The sequence below is a fragment of the Iodobacter fluviatilis genome (genome assembly GCF_004194535.1).
Taxonomy (GTDB): Bacteria; Pseudomonadota; Gammaproteobacteria; order Burkholderiales; family Chitinibacteraceae; genus Iodobacter; species Iodobacter fluviatilis_A.
The window spans coordinates 60,191-76,766 of the sequence record NZ_CP025783.1; the positions used below are offsets into that span (position 1 = coordinate 60,191).

General features: G+C 49.3%; 18 protein-coding genes and 2 pseudogenes. 6 read left to right on the forward strand and 14 right to left on the reverse strand.

What is annotated here, in order from left to right:
* Positions 1-78: 78 nt before the first annotated feature.
* Positions 79-879: an IS21-like element helper ATPase IstB gene (gene istB / locus C1H71_RS20325; RefSeq protein ID WP_130104872.1), complete on the reverse strand. Its 801-nt coding sequence runs from the start codon at positions 877-879 to the stop codon at positions 79-81.
* Positions 872-2,392: an IS21 family transposase gene (gene istA / locus C1H71_RS20330; protein ID WP_130104993.1), complete on the reverse strand. Its 1,521-nt coding sequence runs from the start codon at positions 2,390-2,392 to the stop codon at positions 872-874. Before istA ends, istB begins: the two co-directional genes overlap by 8 nt.
* Before the next feature lie 465 nt (positions 2,393-2,857).
* On the opposite strand from istA, the gene C1H71_RS20335 reads away from it, so the two are divergent.
* Positions 2,858-3,781: a Pvc16 family protein gene (locus tag C1H71_RS20335; RefSeq protein ID WP_188053784.1), complete on the forward strand. Its 924-nt coding sequence runs from the start codon at positions 2,858-2,860 to the stop codon at positions 3,779-3,781.
* A 224-nt stretch (positions 3,782-4,005) separates the two neighbouring features.
* Positions 4,006-5,001, forward strand: a complete 996-nt coding sequence (locus C1H71_RS20340) for a hypothetical protein (RefSeq protein WP_130108415.1) — start codon at positions 4,006-4,008, stop codon at positions 4,999-5,001.
* A 605-nt stretch (positions 5,002-5,606) separates the two neighbouring features.
* On the opposite strand, the gene C1H71_RS20345 is transcribed toward C1H71_RS20340, so the two are convergent.
* The 4 genes from C1H71_RS20345 to C1H71_RS21735 all read right to left on the reverse strand — a co-directional run bounded on the left by C1H71_RS20345 (position 5,607) and on the right by C1H71_RS21735 (position 8,090).
* A complete protein-coding gene (locus tag C1H71_RS20345) occupies positions 5,607-6,311 on the reverse strand; it encodes a transposase (protein ID WP_130108377.1) in 705 nt (234 codons plus the stop codon).
* Positions 6,312-6,533: 222 nt separating this feature from the next.
* The gene (locus tag C1H71_RS20350) at positions 6,534-7,769 is read right to left on the reverse strand and encodes a type II toxin-antitoxin system HipA family toxin (protein ID WP_262488488.1); all 1,236 of its coding nucleotides are present in this window, start codon (positions 7,767-7,769) and stop codon (positions 6,534-6,536) included.
* On the reverse strand, positions 7,762-7,926 hold the full coding sequence (locus C1H71_RS21730) for a hypothetical protein (protein ID WP_262488489.1): 165 nt from the start codon (positions 7,924-7,926) through the stop codon (positions 7,762-7,764). The genes C1H71_RS20350 and C1H71_RS21730 overlap by 8 nt, the downstream gene beginning before the upstream one ends.
* A complete protein-coding gene (locus C1H71_RS21735; protein WP_262488490.1) occupies positions 7,902-8,090 on the reverse strand; it encodes a helix-turn-helix domain-containing protein in 189 nt (62 codons plus the stop codon). The genes C1H71_RS21730 and C1H71_RS21735 overlap by 25 nt, the downstream gene beginning before the upstream one ends.
* A 967-nt stretch (positions 8,091-9,057) precedes the next feature.
* Between C1H71_RS21735 and C1H71_RS20360 the strand changes: the two genes are divergently transcribed.
* The 4 genes from C1H71_RS20360 to C1H71_RS22095 all read left to right on the forward strand — a co-directional run bounded on the left by C1H71_RS20360 (position 9,058) and on the right by C1H71_RS22095 (position 11,596).
* On the forward strand, positions 9,058-9,300 hold the full coding sequence (locus tag C1H71_RS20360) for a hypothetical protein (protein ID WP_046353892.1): 243 nt from the start codon (positions 9,058-9,060) through the stop codon (positions 9,298-9,300).
* Positions 9,301-9,708: 408 nt separating this feature from the next.
* The gene (locus C1H71_RS20365; protein ID WP_130108416.1) at positions 9,709-10,059 is read left to right on the forward strand and encodes a hypothetical protein; all 351 of its coding nucleotides are present in this window, start codon (positions 9,709-9,711) and stop codon (positions 10,057-10,059) included.
* 195 nt (positions 10,060-10,254) lie between these two features.
* Positions 10,255-10,488, forward strand: a complete 234-nt coding sequence (locus C1H71_RS20370; protein ID WP_130108417.1) for a hypothetical protein — start codon at positions 10,255-10,257, stop codon at positions 10,486-10,488.
* Positions 10,489-11,434: 946 nt separating this feature from the next.
* Positions 11,435-11,596, forward strand: a complete 162-nt coding sequence (locus C1H71_RS22095; protein ID WP_374704470.1) for a hypothetical protein — start codon at positions 11,435-11,437, stop codon at positions 11,594-11,596.
* 257 nt (positions 11,597-11,853) lie between these two features.
* Here C1H71_RS22095 and C1H71_RS20375 read toward each other — a convergent pair.
* The 8 genes and pseudogenes from C1H71_RS20375 to C1H71_RS20410 form a co-directional block, all read right to left on the reverse strand.
* Positions 11,854-13,080: pseudogene (locus tag C1H71_RS20375) on the reverse strand (replication initiation protein).
* Positions 13,081-13,320: 240 nt separating this feature from the next.
* Entirely contained in the window at positions 13,321-13,770 is a 450-nt protein-coding gene (locus C1H71_RS20380; RefSeq protein ID WP_130108418.1) for a hypothetical protein, read from the reverse strand.
* Between the two features lie 23 nt (positions 13,771-13,793).
* Entirely contained in the window at positions 13,794-14,234 is a 441-nt protein-coding gene (locus C1H71_RS20385; RefSeq protein WP_130108419.1) for a ParB N-terminal domain-containing protein, read from the reverse strand.
* A complete protein-coding gene (locus tag C1H71_RS20390) occupies positions 14,224-14,460 on the reverse strand; it encodes a hypothetical protein (protein WP_130108420.1) in 237 nt (78 codons plus the stop codon). Before C1H71_RS20390 ends, C1H71_RS20385 begins: the two co-directional genes overlap by 11 nt.
* A pseudogene (locus C1H71_RS22100) lies at positions 14,448-14,959 on the reverse strand (ParA family protein). The gene C1H71_RS20390 and the pseudogene C1H71_RS22100 overlap by 13 nt, the downstream one beginning before the upstream one ends.
* A complete protein-coding gene (locus tag C1H71_RS20860) occupies positions 14,941-15,255 on the reverse strand; it encodes a ParA family protein (protein WP_188053788.1) in 315 nt (104 codons plus the stop codon). Before C1H71_RS20860 ends, C1H71_RS22100 begins: the two are co-directional and overlap by 19 nt.
* 494 nt (positions 15,256-15,749) lie before the next feature.
* A complete protein-coding gene (locus C1H71_RS20405; protein WP_262488491.1) occupies positions 15,750-16,013 on the reverse strand; it encodes a hypothetical protein in 264 nt (87 codons plus the stop codon).
* Between the two features lie 132 nt (positions 16,014-16,145).
* On the reverse strand, positions 16,146-16,382 hold the full coding sequence (locus tag C1H71_RS20410; protein ID WP_130108422.1) for a hypothetical protein: 237 nt from the start codon (positions 16,380-16,382) through the stop codon (positions 16,146-16,148).
* Positions 16,383-16,576 lie beyond the last annotated feature (194 nt).

Here is a 16,576-nt window from a genome sequence, read left to right on the forward strand (position 1 = left end):
TTTTTATCGGAGCAACTGTGCATAAGTCTAGCAAATAGCGGGCCACTCACCCGCTATTTTTACGCCTTCAGGTTCGGCTTAAAACCGCTCAGCCTCGGTACGCGCTTCCTCCTTTCTGCTTTGCTCCCTTTGTTTTATCTTCGTTTTTGCTGCTAAGCTGCTGTGCTGGAAACGGTAGGAGTCATTCCCCGTTTCTACAATGTGGCAATGGTGCGTCAGCCGATCCAACAACGCCGTCGTCATCTTGGCATCGCCAAATACACTCGACCATTCCGAGAAGTTCAGATTCGTGGTGATGATGACGCTGGTGTGCTCATAGAGCTTCGACAACAAATGAAACAGCAATGCGCCTCCGGCCTGACTAAAGGGTAAGTAGCCCAGTTCATCCAAAATCACCACATCCACTCGCATCAGCGCGAGTGCAATACGACCTGCTTTGCCTTCACGTTTTTCTTTTTCCAGTAAATTGACCAAATCCACGGTCGAATAAAAACGGCCGCGCTTGCCGTGATGCGTGATCCCGCCGATCGCTAACGCCGTGGCCAAATGTGTTTTACCCGTGCCTGGGCCGCCAATCAGTACGGTATTTTGTGCCGTGTCGGTAAAGGCCAATGTCGCCAGTTGATTGACCAGTGCTTGATCTGCCTTGCTCGCGCTAAAGTCAAATCCCGCTAAATCACGATGCACGGGAAACTTCGCTGCGCTCATTTGATGCTGAATCGAGCGCACCTTACGATCGCTGTGTTCTGCTTGCAATAAATGCTCAATCAGCCAGCCACACGTTTCCATACTCTGGCCGCCCTGGCTCTTCAGATCCAGCCAAGCGGCCGCCATCCCATGCAAGCGCAAGGCTTTGAGTTCAACACTCATCTCATGCATGGCTCGACTCCTCGTGGTCGCTGTCGAACTCGCTCGCTGCACGCAAGCCGTCGTAACGCTGGGTGTTCGCCTGCGGTTCTTCTACTAATTGCAGCTGCGTTTCAGCGCTAATAGCGGACGGTGGGTCATTCAATCGCGCCACTACATTTAAAATGTGTTCAATGCTGATGACGCCTGACTCCAGTACCAACTCAACCGCAACCAGTACTGCATCCAAACCCGCCACCGGAACCGTGGCCAGCACTTGCGCCATCACCTTGTCTCCCCCGTTACGCCGTAACAACCTTTCCTTGAGCTGCAATAAGGGCGCAGGCATCGACGTAAAGGGCGCACCATTGCGTAAGGCCCCCGGCTTACGGGCAATCAGCGGAATATAGTGCAGCCAATCAAAGCTCACCTGCTGTTGCCCCGTCAGCCGCTGATGTCGGGCCATGATTTCATTATTCGCCACCACCACAACTTGCGTGGGATACAAGCGCACACTCACACGCTGCCGCGACCATTCACAAGGCACCGAGTAACGATTGCGCGCGACGGTGATTAAACAGGTGCTGGAAACCCGAGCCAGATGCTCAACGTAACCATCAAACGGGGTCGGCATCGGCATCATTTCTAAACGCTCTTGCTCCAACATCTCGGCAATGCTCAGACCTTTGAATTCGGGATGCCTGAGCACGCCCCATAAGACGCGACAACGCTCGGCCAGCCACGCATTCAATGCGTCAAAGGTACTGAACTTGATGCTTTGCGCCTCCAGCCAGATTCGCCGCCGACTATCTTGGACATTCTTTTCAACCACGCCTTTTTCCCAGCCAGAGGCGACATTGCAAAAGTCGGGATCAAACAAATAATGGGCGCACATCACCGAGAATCGGGCATTCACGATCCGGCCTTTGCCTTTCAATACCTTATCAACAGCGGTCTTCATATTGTCGTAAATGCCTCGGCGCGGCACACCCCCTAAAGCCGCAAAGGATCGAGTATGCGCATCGAACAACATTTCATGCCCTTGACTGGGATAGGCCACTAACCAGAAGGCGCGACTGGCACACAATTTCAGATGGGAAACTTGAATGCGCCGATAAATACCACCAATAAGTAGATGCTCCTCACTCCAATCAAATTGAAAGGCTTCGCCCAAAGCAAATTGCAAGGGCACAAAACCCTGTGGGGTCTTACCGGCTTTGCCCCGCCAAGCACGAACGAAATCAGTGACGCCACTGTAAGCCCCTGTATAACCCTCAGCTTGAATCTGCTCAAACAAGGCTTTGGCGGTGCGACGATTCTGCTTGGATCGGAAGGAGTCGGCAGTCAGGGCTTGTTCTAGAGTGGCATGATAGGGCGTCAGTTTGCCAGGCTTACGCTGCCGTACGTATTGCGGCTCAGCCTTGGCAGCGGGTTTGCGAACCCAAGCGCGAATAGTGTTACGCGCCAGCCCCGTGCGCTTGGTGATTTCGTGCAGCGACAGATTATCGCGAAAATACATCCTGCGGATTTTGCCCATCATTTCCATGGTGATCACCTTTTATCCTCTGCTCAAGAGTTAAGCAGAATAAGTAAAGCACCTGGGTCAATTTTGGATCGGCAGAACTAGCTGTGGTGGGTCAGTTTTCGGTCGGCGTCAACAAAATCCCCTTGAAACACGCCGGAGCGAGGAACAAGCGGGGCGGGGTTTCGGCCAGGGAGCGAGGCAGCGAGCCAATCCCGCCTGCCGCCGACTCGATTGTCCGCAGCGCAGGGGCCTTCGTGTTTCGTGGGGTCGCCTTCTTTGGCTTCGTTTCTTGGCGAAGCAAGAAAGGAAGGCCCCCGCGGTGGCCAACCGCTCCAAGACCCCCGTGCCAAAGGCACAAAAAAGATCTTTTTGACCTGGGTTAGCCCACGCGGGGAATCCCGCACCAAAACCACCGTGCCGAAGGCACTAAAAAGATCAGACACAACGCTATCAACCGCCTCCCACGTAATGAAAAAGGCCTCCCTTATGTACAAAACCAACTTCAGCAGCGTAACCCGCGCACTCACCCGCCTGCTCCAGCTGCAAGTCCTCAAATCCCACCCCGATGTCACCGTGCATACCGACATCCCGGATCAGCAATTCAGAGAGCAACTCGGCCAAGCGCCCGCGCTCAATCTGTACCTTACCGGCCTGCGGCAAAGCTTTCCTCGCCGCATGAGCGATGTGCTCTCGCCAGCAGCGGCCACCGCCAGCCCAAGCCCCAACACCGCCAGCTTTGACCGCCGCCCGCGCGTGATCGAGCTAAGTTATATGATCACCGCGTGGAGCAAAGCCACCAAAGACCACGCCATCACCGAGCAAAGCCTGCTCTATACCGTGGTGCAAGGCCTTACCGCCCACCCAGAGCTGCCACCGGCGCTCTACCGCATGGGCGATCTGCCCGGCCCGGATGACCTGATCGTTGGCGATTACCCGGTGCTGATCGATCTGATGCTGGATAAAGACAGCGATGTACGCAGCGGCGATTACTGGAGCGCCCTCGGCTCGGCCCCGCGCCCGCTGGTAGAGCTTACCGTGACCATCCCGCTGGCCGAAGGCACCACTATCACCCTGCCGGTAGTCCACAAAGCCAAATACGACACCCAACACAAAACACCGCAAGACACGTTAGAGCCACCGCTCAACCCAACCCTCAGCGGCACCATCACCGCCCCGTTTCCACCAGACCAGCTGCAAGTCAAGCTGATCGCGCTGGACGAAGGCAAACGCTACACCGCCCGTCCGGATATCAACGGCGATTTCGCCTTCACCACGCTACCTCCTGGGGATTACGTACCCCAGCTGGTGCCTTACGATAAAAAGCTCAAGGCGGTTTCTTTGGGGATGTTTACGGTTGAGGATGAGGGGGGTGGGGTGCCGAGGGGGATGCGGGTGGATTGGAGGTATTGAGGGTCGGCTGAGCGTGACCACTGGCGGAACGATTTAATTTTGCTCTGACCCCAGTTATTTCCCGGTTATTTCATGCGATTGCCACCGATGATTTACGAACAAGAAATGGAAGCAAAAAAAACCGATCTTGGTGTCAGAAAGGACTTGACCACTACACTGTGACCCCAATTTTTAAAGGATGTTTGATTTTAGTGGAATGTGTATCGGAAGGTACATTTGGATGCATGATGAAAAAGGAGGACAGAAACATGTGGAAGACGGAAGAGAGTGGTGTTGGGAGTGATAGAAAGAAGAAGATGGAAATAGCGAAGTTGTTTCCACCGAAGCCAAATAAGATGGACGCCTATGATAGGCTGAATCGTGTGCCGTTGGTTGATAAGAAGGAAATGGTGAAGTTGCGTGCGCTGAGCGTCGGTGGAAAGATAAAAATGCCTGTCGGCGGAGACCTTGACGTACTGGAGACCGCAAGGTCGGGCACATATGACATGGTGACGGCTTCGAGTGGGAACAGGTATTTATTAAATATGGAGTTGAACAATTCGAGATTGGAGAAGAAGGTGGCTTTTACATCGCCGACCACAAATTTACCTCGGACCTCGCATGCGTCATTGCAGGGAGAAGGGGTCATGAGCGCAGACGAGGTAATAATCTCGAAAGGTCAAATCAAGGAATGGAACGCGAATTCGGGGCACTTTCCGTCAAGCGGCAATAAGGAGATACAGAAGAGGGCTCTGTTGCATAAGTACGATGGTTTTCTTACGGAAGGGGCGAGGATACAGATTGGCAGAGATAGCAACGCGCGTCGTGGTGTATCCCAGTTAGTAATGGCAACCGGGTTTAACATGATAGGAGCGAACGTAAAGGAGGAGGTGGAGAGGGTGTTCGAAAAGAAGGGGGGGAGAGTAGCACACGCCTCGTTGCCCCCTATTAGGTCAAGCAGCGCTCAACGCCAGCCACATCAGGGGAACAAGGCCCTCGAGGAAAGAAATAAAAAGGAATTGGAACGGTTATCGGCGAAGGGGCGGGAGAAAAAAAGGATCGCGGAGATAGTAGAAAAGGCGAAAGGGGGGGGCGGGAATTATCAACTAAGCGTGATGAATGATAATAGCCCTCCACCCTTGTCTAACATAAACTTACAGCAAGAAGTACCGCCACAGTTTACCCAACCGAATCAAAATCATTTAAGAAGGAATTGGGCGAGGAATAGAAATAAGAAATAACGGCGGTCAGAGTAAAGTTAAATAGGCTAGCTGTAGTGGTCAAGTATTTTCAGACACCAAGAAATAACTGGGGTGAAATAACTGGGGTCAGAGTAAAGTTAAATCGGCTAGCCGCTGGCCGATAATTCATAAAACAAGAGAAGCAAAAGCCTCAATCATTCCTCGGATTTCTTCCGCCAGCCAACAGGCCGCCCGACCTTGTTTGCCGTCATGCGTCGCCCAGTCAGGCTTGCAACCTCCACTTCAAAACGCCCGTTGCCAAGCGCCATGCCTTAGAAAACGATGGGGTCAGGTCTTACATTTGACATTTTATAGAGGGTGTAGCAACTTGCTACACTTTTACCAAGGGGCTAAAAAACTGAATGCAGCTTTGGCCATTTTAATGGTTTTGTAACCGCTTGGCATTCTGCGCAATGATGTTGCCTATGTGTTTTTGGCTGCTGCTGCGGATATCGTATTGCTTAGCCAGCTGGGCAAAGGTGGCGGATACGGCCAGTTGCCGCTCCAGTATTTGCGCTGCCCAGGAAATAACTGGGGTCAGAGCAAAGTTAAATCGGCTAGCAGCGGCCCAATAAACAGAAAAACAAGAGAAGTGAAAGCTTCAATTATTCCTCGGATTTCTTCCGCCAGCCAACAGGCCGCCCGACCTTGTTTGCCGTCATGCGTCGCCCAGTCAGGCTTGCAACCTCCACTTCAAAACGCCCGTTGCCAAGCGCCATGCCTTTGTTCGTCGCTAAGCGGATGTCGGCCAACAGTTGATTTTCCACATGGTATTTAAATAAATCACGATAGCCCGCCTGCCGCGACGCGGGGTCGCTACCCAAGGCCAGATACAAGGGATGAGGGGTGCACAGCGCCGATTCTTTACCCAAGGCATTGATCTGGTAGCTGGACCAAACATAATCGGAAGGCTGCTCAACCATCCCAGCTCGGACAGGATTGAGCTCGATATAACGATAAAGCTGCAAAAGATAGCCCTCTTCCTGCACCAAACAGGATTTAAACCGCCCTTCCCATAGCGTGCCGCTGCGCTTGTAGCTGAAGTTGAAATACCGCACATAATTCCTACCCACAGCCTGCATCATCTCGCTAACGGCATTTGCTGTGCGTGGCGTGCAGAGCAAATGCACATGGTTGGTCATCATCACCCAGGCATGAATTTCAACATGATATTTGACGGAATACTCAAGCAACCAATGAGCATAGGCCACAAAATCTTGCTCGCTGGCAAAGCAAACCTGCCGATTATTGCCGCGCTGTATCACATGCTGGGGAATATCAACAGGGCAGGCTCTGGGTAGTCTAGCCATGGGGAAAAACCGAGAGGAAATGGGACGAAGGAAGTATAGGACGGTGAGAAGGAGGGGGAGGTTTAATTTGCTCTGACCCCAGTTATTCACAGATTGGCGTCATCGGCAATACGCTGGCTAAGGGTGGGTGGAATTTTCATATTTGCTGTGGTTTATAGAGGGTGTAGCAACTTGCTACACTTTTACCAGGTGGCTAAAAAACCGACTTCGGCTTTGGCCATTTTAATGGTTTTGTAGGCGCGTGGCGTTCTGCGCAATGATGTTGCCTATGTGTTTTTGGCTGCTGCTGCGGATATCGTATTGCTTAGCCAGCTGGGCAAAGGTGGCGGATACGGCCAGTTGCCGCTCCAGTATTTGCGCTGCCCAGCGCATATCCACCGTGCATTGTTCGGCCAGCCGCAATAGGTGAGCGCGGGTGATATTTAGCGCTTCACCGCAAACATCCATCTGGTGATAGCCACTGGGGCCAGCACAAAAGGTTAGATCGTAAGCAGGGGATAGCACCCAGCGGCGGTCTTGTTGCAATAGGTAGGAAAAGTTTTTTGGGTGATCGTCGCGGTTATTGAATAGCACATTAAAAACGGTGCGCTCGTATGCTTTTTGTACTTCGCGCTCGTCTTTAGTTAAAAACCGCGTCGCGCGCAAAAACGTGGTGTAATCCACCGTGCCAGGCAAGCGAAAATCAGCGTGCAACAGGCCAGCCAGCGTGTGCGTAGGAATACGCATCGCCCCTGCCACATCAAAGCGCTCTATTGCAAATGCGGCAAGCTTGTTATCAAGATCTATATAGCGTGTGGCGGGAATAGCCAAACCACAATCACACGCCAATTGGGCGTATAGGTTTTCAATCGCGCACACTTCTTTATGCTCGTTTTGCGCCTGAAATTTAATCAGCCAAGGCACACTTCCCGTAAAGGCTTGTGTGCTGATGTGGGCACTGCCCGCTGCGTAATGCACCAATACCTTAGGGCGCGCACCGTGTGGCGAGCCACCTATCAAGGCCAGCTGTTTTAAGATGGCACTGTCTTGCCCATTGAGTAAGGCTTGCGCTTGCTGCGCCAGATTCATTAAGTGCACGTCATCCGTAGGTAAGCTCACCTCGCTGGCGGGCAAAAAGCTTAATGCGCCCATCGCCCGGTTTGCAATAAATGACAAACGATCGAGTACCGATATACGCTCTGCAGTCATGCCATTTTGGCGAAACAGCCTATCCATTAACAATAAGCCCCAGCCATCGGGCAGCGCATCGGCAATCAAGCCCGGCAGGCCCAGCTGGTGTGCAGGAAAATCGCTATAAGCTTGCTGGCGTACTTTCAGGTGGCGCGGGGATAATTCCAAGCCTTGCGTGATGGCCTGTGTACTGTATTCAAACAGCAGTTTGCGCCCATCATCCGCCAGCGTAGCAAGGTGCCAACGCTCGCCCCAGCCTTCATAAAATACATCCACTTTTTTAATCATATTTTTTTACATGTGTGTTTTTGCTGGGTGCGCGTTTACGCTCGGCCAGTTGGGCGCGTTCCATTTGGGCTATTGAGCTGGCCACTTGCAGCTGAAACAGCGCTGCCAGCTCATCGGCAAGCCCTAAAGCCATCACAATGCGAATGGCAGATTCCAAAGACGCAACCCCGTGCTTTCCATATTTTTAACCGTGCCCACGGCCACACCCGCGCTGGCGGCTAAGTCTTTTTGGGTGATGGCTTGCGCCAAGCGCTGGCGCTTAAGCCGCAAACCCAGCTCAGCGCAAATTTCTGTATACGTAGCAAAATTAAAGTCCAACATTTTGTCTTTTAGAAGTAAATCAGTATCAATATAGCCATTATACTAGCTATAACTACAAGGCAATGCTTTTATAAAACATAAAAACCAATCATTTGATGTTTATGTTGATAAAACATACATAACAGCCATGTTTTTGCACTTTAAACAAAAAACCATACTTGTCGCCGCATTACTCGGCACTTACCTACTGATGTTACGCAGCCAAACCCAAATCTTGAACCACAGAGGGCACGGAGATAGACAAGGCTTGAGTTAAGTTGTTTTGTAGGTTTTAAGTATTTTAAAACTCCAGTACTTAAGGTTCGTATAGCAGCGAGTGGCACGGGGCTTAAATCTCCCCTTGAAACACGCAAGCTCCGAACAAGCGGGGCGGGGGACATACGCGCTAACCAAATTGGTTTTCATTAGCAAACAGCGAAAAAGCATAACAACCACGCTCTTTGCATAGGGCTTAAAAGTCCCCTTGAAACACGCCGGAGCGAGGAACAAGCGGGGCGGGGATCGCTTGGGAGCGAGGAACGAGCCAATCCCGCCCGCCGCCGACTCGATTGGACCGCAGTAGGGGCCTTCGTGTTATTGGGGTTGTGGCTTGGCTTCGTTTTTTGGCCACACAAGAAAGGAAGGTCCAGCGGGACGCCCGCACCAAAATAAACGTGCCGAAGGCACTAAAAAGAGGATCGCTGCGTAACATCAGTTACCTACAAACATCCTCATTTTCATGCACGCAATGGGCCAATTTTCTGGCTACACGCTTGTAAAAACTGGGTGTAGCAAGTTGCTACAGCTTTAGTCTTACGCTATATTCCACCGCCATTTCACACGCCAAACTTAAAAAACCTTACAAAATATTGAACTAAAACACCACATATCATTTGAAAACCCTTGCAAAAACCCCTGCGCACCCAGATAATTACGTGACTCTGTCACTTAATTTAACAAAAAAGCCAGCAATGGCAAAGGAGCATCAATGGAGCTTGCAGTTTATATACACTGCGTGGGCGATCAGGCCGCCGCACAATTATTTGGCGTAACACTGCGCGCAGCCAGCTCTTGGCGCAGAATGGAAAGAGCACCCAGCCCGCAACAGGCATTAAAAATAGTGGAATTAAGCGAAGGCAAAGTCGATTGGAAAGGCATTTACGCCCCCTATGCCCGGCTAAGGCGAAGACAAAGCTGCCGCCGCGAGCGAATTGAAAGTCTGGAAAATTAAATCAGCTGCCTATTCTAAGCCGCTACAAAACTGATCCAACCACACCCCCGCCATCATCACCGGCGCTGCTTCATGCCATAAAGTCCGATTTCTGCTTTACATCATTTAATTAAAACCAATAGGTCATCTTGCCTGTGTTTTTTTAAATACCGCATGTTCATCAATCTGAGATGTTCGCGTTTCGTAAACCATAAATGAACAAAAACTTTACCTTACCGGGCCAGTAAACACACAAACCCCACAAATCGTGGGCCAGCAAAGTGCAGCATTAGCCCAATGGCGTAGTATCAAATCATCACCCTTAACGGGAAGCCCTTTGCTGTGGCCAGCCCGCTTTTGATTTAACCGCGTTCGCGGAAAAATCCCCTCCCCTTCAACTCTGGCGCGCCGCGCCCATGCCGATACCCTATGAGCTTACCCAGCCACCCCGCTATTCATCCCCTGCGTCAAATCAAACCAGCCCCCGCCTTTGAGGAGTATTCATCCAGCCCTATACCACGCTTAGCGCCACCGCAAAGCAATGCGGCGGATGATGTGCTGAGCTGGCCATTTGAAGAAGCCGCACTTTGGGATGCCCCACTTTGCGAGCAAGCCCCCGCCTTAGCCAACGATGCAGGCCAAGCAGGCTATGCTGCCAAGCTTTTATTTGCTTATTTATTAGATATTGCTGGGGAGATGGACAACACCACCCTGCTTACCGTGCACTTACCCGCAGCCATGATGGTGCTTTTGCCTGGCAGCTGTGGTGCAATCTTTTAGAGCGCGCTGGGCAGCTGGGTTTACCGCCTTTGGTATTTCGCCTTTATCACGCGCTGCCCCATTTGGCGGAGCAAGAAGATATTGCTGATTTAATCACAGAAGGTTTGTGGATTTTAGCCGAGGCAATCCTGAACCACAGACGGCCAAACATGCCGCATTAATTGCCCACGGCCATTACAGCCAGCCCCGGCCCGTATGGCGTGGTGTGATTATGGCGAAGCTTATAGCGCCGAAGTGGCTTTGGATGATGAGGCGCTAAAATGGCGAATCACGCCTTTAGACCCACCGCATAAAAACGTAATCAGCGTTGAAATAGGCCAGAGCAATGATCAAGCCCCACTAGCGCCATTATTTAGTAATCCTGAAGAGCAAGCACTGGTCGGCAACCAGCAGGCCGTGCAGACAGGGCGTAGTCAGCTTAGCCATTGATCTGCTTTCAGAAGTTGATGCACTCAGTAAGGCACACCCAGAAGGATTATTACTTTGCATCAGCGATGTAGCCCACGGCCGCCATCTGCCACTAGCCTTACCATCCACACCGCAGCCTATTCCACTCAATAGCGAAGCACTGGCTATTAAATGGCCCGGCCTGAAACAGCACCACAATACAAATAAACTATGCATCAGCGGCGTATTAGGCAATGAAGCCCTTCTTTTATTAAGCACGCTGGCACAAAAACGATGCCGATGCTGAAATATTATTTGGCAGTAAAGAAACCAATCCCAGCTTAAATGCGCTGATCCGCCATAGCTATAAACCCCGCTTGGCTATTACCCCATTTAAAAGACTTTATGCAGTAATGGTGTTGATCTGGAAGAAAGAGCCAATTGGTGCCGCGCGCTTGATCAGGTATGGCAACGCTGCCGCCCCAATGATGCAAATATCTTTGAATTAGCCAATTTTGCCGTGCATATCGGCCAATACGCCGTAGCCCGTGCAGGTTTTTTAGATGTATTAGAGCATGCAGAGACACCGGCCCCGCATTACATAATCTGGCACTGATTGAAATCACCACGGAAATCAAGAACACGCCAGCACTTTAATCCATGCACTGACCAGCATTGATCCAAATCACCCCAAAACCCGTGCATTACAACAACGCTATCAAGAATGGCTAGAAACCCTAAAAGCTAAACAACATCTCATTGAAGCACTTGAAGATAAAGAAACGGGCCTGCGTTTAACGCCACTAGGGCCACAACACGCCAGAGAATTAGCATGGGCATGCCGAGATAAACATTTATCTATCCTTACCCGCTTACCTGATCTATCAGGCAGAGCATGGGCAGCACAATGGATAGCAGAAAATAATACAGATGAAAACGCCTGCGCACTCGCTATTACGCTGCAGAAGCAGGATTAGTAGGCATCTTAATTTTAAAATTTGGCCAACATAAAAACCTGTGTATTAGCCTAGCCCCAGAATGGCAGGAAAAAGGAATAGGCAGCACCGTGCTAAAGCTGGTTAAAGAGAAAGGTTTTGAATCAGAAAGATGGTTAGGAAATAAAAGATCAGCAAACCTATTAAAGAAATAAACAAACCTGTAAAGGAGCACAGCTATGAAAAAAGACATCAAACAAGGCGATACATTACAAAATGAAACAACAAAAAAACCACAAAACAAAAATAATTAAGAAGATTTACAAAAACAAATAGCACGGAATAAACAAAATAAAGTGTTTTAAAGCAGAAAAACCCATACAGACAAAAGGTAGGATGTGTGCAAGAATAAGCAATTCGTAAGCATAGAGAAAATTATAGAAAGCATAAGTAAGGCAAAAGCGTAATCAACCTATATTTCAGGCAAAGGTAAAAGTGTGAATCCATCATCAGGACCTCTCAGAACTTGCTCGCCCCCAAAATCAACCACCTCCCCCAGCGGGGCAGATACCTGATGTGCAGCATACTTAACACCCCCAGGCACGCCATTAGCCTGTCTCAGCGCTAATACAGCAAGAGGCTTTTTTACCTCTTCCAGCACATGCTTGTATTTGGCCACTGTTTGCCGAGATAGCTTTGCCGCCTGGGCGATGGCTTCATGCAGCAGCGCTTTTCCCTGCTCCTGCAGCAGGCGGCAAGCAGCGCGAATCTGGCCTTCGGTTTTTTGTTTACGGGTAGAATGCGTTCGCTCTGCTGCTAATGCTTGCTTTTCAGCCAGCGGCAAGCTTTGATCAAGCGCCATGACCCCTCTGTGGCAGCGGCTGCTACCTGTATTTATCCCATGTCCACCTTGCTACTGATTTAACCGTGGCCGCAGATCAGACACACTTAAATCAGCAGGAAACCCCAAGCTGCGGAAAGCGTTTTTATTGTGGGCAAAGGCTTCAAGCAAGCGGGTAAAGCTCAGAAAAGAGCCTTCAGCTTTTTGCCGGCTGACAATTGAATACGCGTAATAGCGGAGTTTTTCGAACAACATACAGTTGCGCGAATGAGAAACGGCATCCAGATTGGGGCTTTTAGCCCATGGCGATGCGCTGGCCAGCTCTACGCAATCTGCCAGCTCGGATAGCTCGTAGATATGAGGGTGCAGCTCTGAGGTGCGCCACCACTGATGCCCCGGTGTTTTGGCAACTGGGCCACTGTGATACTCCAAATCTGCCTTTAGCTCGCGTGCAAATGCCGAGTAAATCGCCTTCATATAATGAATAGGCTTAGAGCGGGCGCTCAGATGTACAGACGGGCACAATGGCGTAATACAAATGCGCGTGGCCATTCTGGCGGTTTTGAACGATCAGATTAGGCGCGGGCAGCCCTTGTCTTGCCAGATCATTGCGTTATCGTGGTCAAGATCAAAAATCAGCCAGCTAACAAAATTAGCCCGGTTAATCTGCATATAGGGATATTTGATCGCGTAATCGCGGGGGCGAATCAGCGCGGCTGTTTTGTTATCACTGCAACGCGCTAAAAAAGCCGCCTCTTGCAGTAAACGATAGAGAGCCGTGCCCTCCTGCTGGAAGCGCGGCAATAGCTCGTTTTCAATAACAGAAGTCTTTAATTCACTTTTTAAAGGTTGAGACATACCCTGCCACCCGCTTAGCGGTTGCAAAAATCTTGCAAAATCGGGAGAGGGTACGTAGAATCAAGGATGTGTTTGTTCTTGATGTAGGTTTTTCTCTCAAAGGTCGCCAAACCTTGAAAGACTCTACTGTTAAAAGACTCTACCGTACCAACAGCCCTACTGATTATCCAAAGCCGCCTCGCCAAAGGCGGCTTTTGTTTTTCTGGTTTTGTTTACTCTGGCGTTTCAGCCGTTTGAATCTCAGTAATCGCCGCAGAAACTGCGCGCTCTATCAAAGAGATATCTACTCCTCTTGGAATTTCTAAAGTAATTTTGCTTCGCCCCCAGCATGGTGGCTAGGTGTTGCGCTTGCGCATTTTTTAATTCGTGGCCTTTACTGATTTTCAGGCCATTACGTGCCACAGCTTTACGTTCAATAAAAGTAAGAATGCCTTTGTTTTTAAGCTTGCCCATTGCGGCCAGCTTTAAAGCTTCTGCCACAATCGCCTCAAAGCCTTTCTCGCACCACGCTAAAACCTCATCAACAAAAGTAACCGTTAAAATACGCGGGGTAATCATTAATTGATCGAGAATAACCGGCGGCAGGCTTTGAAATTTCCATAAAGAACGAATCAGCTTTTCATCGCAGCCTAAAATCTTCGCCAGCTCTACATTGGTAGTGGCGGCATTATGATCACGTAAAATAGGCAATGCTCTGGATTTTTCGAAATCGCTTAAATCAACCGATTCAAGTTTTCAATAATTGTTACTTTGGCTGATGTTGCGTTATCCAGATCACGAACAATGGCATCTATTTCTGGCCATAAAAGTATTTTTTCATGCGCCTGCAAACGTCGCTCGCCCGCCAGTAATTCATAATCGCCATTAGGAAGCCGTCTGGTCATAATCGGGTGAATTAAGCCGCCTGCTTCCAGTATCGAATCTGCGAGTATTTTTAATTCTTGCGGGTTAAATTCAACACGTGGCTGAAATGGGTTTCTGCATATTTTAGAAAGCGGAATTTTCATGCTCGGCGTTTCTGGGCTGGGCCCAAGCAGCGCAGATACAATCCCTTTTGCTATTTCAGCCCGCCGCCCGCTTTCATCACTAATTTGCCGTGATGATTGCAGCAGCTGGTCTATTTTAGTTGGCTTTTTAACTGGCTTATTCAACATCGTTTCCAGCCGTCTCTAATTCATCTGCAAAACCTTCGTAGCCTAATTTTGTCAGAAACTCTTTAGATAATCGGGCCACCGATTTGGCCACCGCCGTATTGGGCTCTGAAAAAACCGAAACTCTGCGCATAATCGCCTCTTTCACTTTTACAGATTCAGGCAGCCTTTCATCAAAAACCATTCCGGGAAAGGTTTCTATTACACGCGTTTCTGTTACTTTATCCACGCCTTTGCGCCCATCAAACATAGTAAGCAATGCGCGATAAATTTAAGTTTTGGATTTTTTGCTCTTTTTACTTCAAGTACGGTCGCTTCTAGATCTTCAATACCATCTAAAGCATATTGATCACCCGCTTTTACTGGCACCAGATAATGCGTGGCTGCCGTTAACGCCATAAGCGTTAACTTCCCAAATTAGGCGGGCAATCAATCAGGATAATATCGTAAGTGCCTTCTTTAATTTTTGCCAATTGCATCGCAATTAAATCAGTATCTTTACGCCAAAGCTCAATCTCTAATTCGCGCATTTTCATCACCATTGGCAAGATGAAAACGCCAGGGAAAATAGAGTCGTAAATACACTCATCAATACGTATATCTGGGCGCTGAATTAAGGTTACGGCGGTGTAATTTAATTTTTTTGGATTGGTCGGGCTAAGCGTTGTGGATGAGTTGCTTTGAGGGTCCAGATCGATCACTAGCACGGTCATACCCCGCTGGAGCATCCATCAGCCAATTGAACGGTAGTCGTGCTTTTACCAACGCCACCCTTTTGATTAAAAACCGCAACGACATCCATTTTACCGACCAAAATTGCAATAAACACCGCTAATTGTTGCACGGTAATAGCGGCATAGCAAACACCATCAGTGAAATATTTATCCGATTGTTGTAATAAAAATAAACACTTTAAAATCAAGAGGTTAGCGTTCGGAATAATTCCGAACAATAATAAAAAGCATAAAAACATTAAAACACACACAAAAAACATAGTAACAATCACCTGAACAACAAAAATCATGCAAAAACAAACTGATAATCTTGCATGTTAATAAACATAAACACGGCTATTTTCAAATAAATACAAAAGATCACTTCTCAATTTTGCATGAAACAAAATACAAAAACCTTTAATGTCGAACAAAAGACCCAGTGCCACGCTAAAAAATACCTTGATTTGCCCTGCACTACATTAGAAAAATATGCACGCTCACGGTGTTCGGCTGGGGTTTTCCAGCAAGACTGCTCATAAGCTCGGGCGGATTAGGTGAGCAGGCATAAGTTATTTCCCCAGTCAGTTTCATGCAAAAAGAGAAGGGAAGGAAGGGCTAAATCTCAGGGCAGAGAATGGGAGGGAAGGGGAAGGGGAAGGGGAAGGGACTAAGCATGAGCAGCGGCCAAGCCCAGAACTAAAACGGGACTGTCTATATAAAGTACTTTGAATGAGGTGGCCAGTGCCAGAGGCCAATCTATTGCAGATTTCATTGAAAGGAAATAAAAGCACGTTGCAATCTATTACAAGAAACTATCACCGGCGTGGTTCTTAAATAAATTAGCGCGGCGTAAATAGCGTAATACGGTGCGAGGGTCTTTTTGGCCGGTCACTTCCATAATTTTATACAGCTGCACATCACGCTCACCGGCGGAGGTGATAAAGCCCGAGCGTAGGCTATGTGCACCAAAATCTTTAACCTCTAATCCAATAAGGCCTGCGTATTTTTTAACCACACGGCCTATCCATTGCCCGCTCAGCGCTTGCTCTGTAGCGCCCCCGCCCAATCTATCCGCCTGAACACTGGCCCCTCGGTAATACCGGCTTCATTTAGCCAAGCTTTTAAGCGCACTACTGCCTGAAACTGGCTGCCGTTATAAATTGGCTTTTCAAACCCTTTGCCAGATTGATCCGTTTTACTACGCTGAATATTGCAATAAGATGGCCCAAACGATCAAATTTAAGATCAGCAAACTCAAGCGCAGCCAGTTCGCTGCGCGGAAAGCCCCGGCAAATCCAAGCGCCAAAATAGCCCGGTCGCGAGCGCCCGCAAGTGTATTGGGAGTGAATGCCAGCATCTCTAATAGCTGATGATCAAGTAAAGGTTCTTTTTGCTGGCGGGCCTGGCTGCCATGCGTGCGCTTAATCCCCGCCAAAGTGGCCCGAACATGAACATGATCGGTTGGGATGGAATATTTTTAAGCTGATGAATATAGCGAATCGAAGCCATCCGCCTTTCCAGCGTTACAGCCGAAATCCCCCCTTGCGCCTGATTAGCCAAAAACAGGATCAGGCTTTCAGGCGTTGCGGCACTCTGGAAAGGCCATGCAGATCACACCAGCTACAAAAA

What these genes read in the sequence shown, in the direction of transcription:
- istB (WP_130104872.1), bottom strand. Translation starts at nt 879, where the DNA reads ATGCATGAGATGAGTGTTGAACTCAAAGCCTTGCGCTTGCATGGGATG.
- istA (WP_130104993.1), bottom strand. Translation starts at nt 2,392, where the DNA reads ATGGAAATGATGGGCAAAATCCGCAGGATGTATTTTCGCGATAATCTG.
- C1H71_RS20335 (WP_188053784.1), top strand. Translation starts at nt 2,858, where the DNA reads ATGTACAAAACCAACTTCAGCAGCGTAACCCGCGCACTCACCCGCCTG.
- C1H71_RS20340 (WP_130108415.1), top strand. Translation starts at nt 4,006, where the DNA reads ATGATGAAAAAGGAGGACAGAAACATGTGGAAGACGGAAGAGAGTGGT.
- C1H71_RS20345 (WP_130108377.1), bottom strand. Translation starts at nt 6,311, where the DNA reads ATGGCTAGACTACCCAGAGCCTGCCCTGTTGATATTCCCCAGCATGTG.
- C1H71_RS20350 (WP_262488488.1), bottom strand. Translation starts at nt 7,769, where the DNA reads ATGATTAAAAAAGTGGATGTATTTTATGAAGGCTGGGGCGAGCGTTGG.
- C1H71_RS21735 (WP_262488490.1), bottom strand. Translation starts at nt 8,090, where the DNA reads ATGTTGGACTTTAATTTTGCTACGTATACAGAAATTTGCGCTGAGCTG.
- C1H71_RS20360 (WP_046353892.1), top strand. Translation starts at nt 9,058, where the DNA reads ATGGAGCTTGCAGTTTATATACACTGCGTGGGCGATCAGGCCGCCGCA.
- C1H71_RS20365 (WP_130108416.1), top strand. Translation starts at nt 9,709, where the DNA reads ATGAGCTTACCCAGCCACCCCGCTATTCATCCCCTGCGTCAAATCAAA.
- C1H71_RS20370 (WP_130108417.1), top strand. Translation starts at nt 10,255, where the DNA reads ATGGCGTGGTGTGATTATGGCGAAGCTTATAGCGCCGAAGTGGCTTTG.
- C1H71_RS20385 (WP_130108419.1), bottom strand. Translation starts at nt 14,234, where the DNA reads ATGTTGAATAAGCCAGTTAAAAAGCCAACTAAAATAGACCAGCTGCTG.
- C1H71_RS20860 (WP_188053788.1), bottom strand. Translation starts at nt 15,255, where the DNA reads ATGATTTTTGTTGTTCAGGTGATTGTTACTATGTTTTTTGTGTGTGTT.